Raw genomic sequence first — 1,340 nt, forward strand, 5'->3', positions numbered from 1 at the left:
GGCCGCCGGCCGGCGGGTTGCGGCGGTCAGCATCATCGTCCCCTGCTATAACGAACGGGTCAATGTGCGTCCGCTGGTCGCCGCCCTGTCCGCCGCGCTGGCGGGACGGGACTGGGAAGTGATCTTCGTCGACGACAATTCGCCCGACGGGACGATCGACGCGGTGCGGGAACTGGCCGAGCAGGACGGGCGGGTGCGCGGAATCCTGCGGGTGGGGCGGCGGGGCCTGTCCTCGGCGGTGATCGAGGGGGCGCTGTCGTCCTCGGCGCGGGTGATCGCCGTGATGGACGGCGACATGCAGCATGACGAATCCTGCCTGGGGCCACTGATCGACGCGGTGGCGCGTGACGGGTACGACATCGCCGTGGGCAGCCGGCACGTGGCGGGCGGCGACAATGCCGGGCTGGCGAATCGCTGGCGGACCGTGCTGTCCGATTCCGGGATCAGGCTGGTGCGGATGATGCTGCCGGTACGGCTGAGCGATCCGATGAGCGGTTTCTTCGCCATGCGCCGCGACCTGTTCGCGCAGGCGGTGCCGCATTTGTCGGGGACCGGGTTCAAGATCCTGCTGGACGTGTTTCTGTCGGCGCCGCGGCGGCCGCGCGTGCTGGAGGTGCCGTTCGTCTTTCGCCCGCGCGCGGCGGGCGAAAGCAAGCTGGACGTGCTGGTGCTGCTGCAGTTCCTGGCGATGATGCTGGACAAATTGTGCCGCGGGTTCCTGCCGGTGCGCTTCGTCGGCTTCGCGCTGGTTGGGCTGGTGGGCATTCTGGTCAACCTGGCGGTGCTGTCGGCGGCGCGGGGGCTGGGCGTGGATTTCGCGACCGGGCAGGGGGCCGGCACGCTGGTCGCCATGGTGACCAATTTCTGGATGAACAATTCCCTGACCTATCGCGACTGCCGGCTGCGCGGCGGGCGGATGTGGCTGGGGCTGGGGCTGTTCCTGGCCATCTGCTCGGTGGGAGCGGTGGCCGATATCGGCATCGCGCGCGCCATCTTCCGCAGCGACGGCGGGTGGGGGCAGGCGGGCGCGGCCGGGGCGGCGATCGCGGTGGTGTGGAACTACGCGGTGTCCTCGACCCTGATCTGGCGCGCGCGTTGATCGGCGGCTTGTCGCCCGGGGGCGACGGGGGCCGTTCCTCGACGGGGTCCGTTCCGGGGGGCTGGCTGGTCGCGCTGGCGGCGGTGACCGTGCTGCGCCTGGTGGTGGCGGGGTGCAGCGGGCTGTCGCCCGACGAAGCCTATTACTGGGTGTGGTCGCGGGCGCTGGCCCCCGGCTATCTGGACCATCCGCCGATGGTGGCGGTGTGGATCCGCGCCGGGTGCGCGCTCTTCGGCGACAC

Annotated in this window: 1 protein-coding gene and 1 pseudogene; both read left to right on the forward strand. The window is 71.0% G+C overall.

Annotation, left to right across the window (positions count from 1 at the left end; all coding sequences use genetic code 11):
* The first annotated feature begins 31 nt into the window (after nt 1–31).
* On the forward strand, nt 32–1,099 hold the full coding sequence (locus HUK84_RS18540; RefSeq protein ID WP_317135314.1) for a glycosyltransferase family 2 protein: 1,068 nt from the start codon (nt 32–34) through the stop codon (nt 1,097–1,099).
* A 65-nt stretch (nt 1,100–1,164) separates the two neighbouring features.
* Nucleotides 1,165–1,340, forward strand: a pseudogene (locus HUK84_RS18545) (glycosyltransferase family 39 protein); the annotation flags it as partial.

This window comes from Nguyenibacter vanlangensis (assembly GCF_013376155.1).
GTDB classification, from domain to species: Bacteria; Pseudomonadota; Alphaproteobacteria; order Acetobacterales; family Acetobacteraceae; genus Gluconacetobacter; species Gluconacetobacter vanlangensis.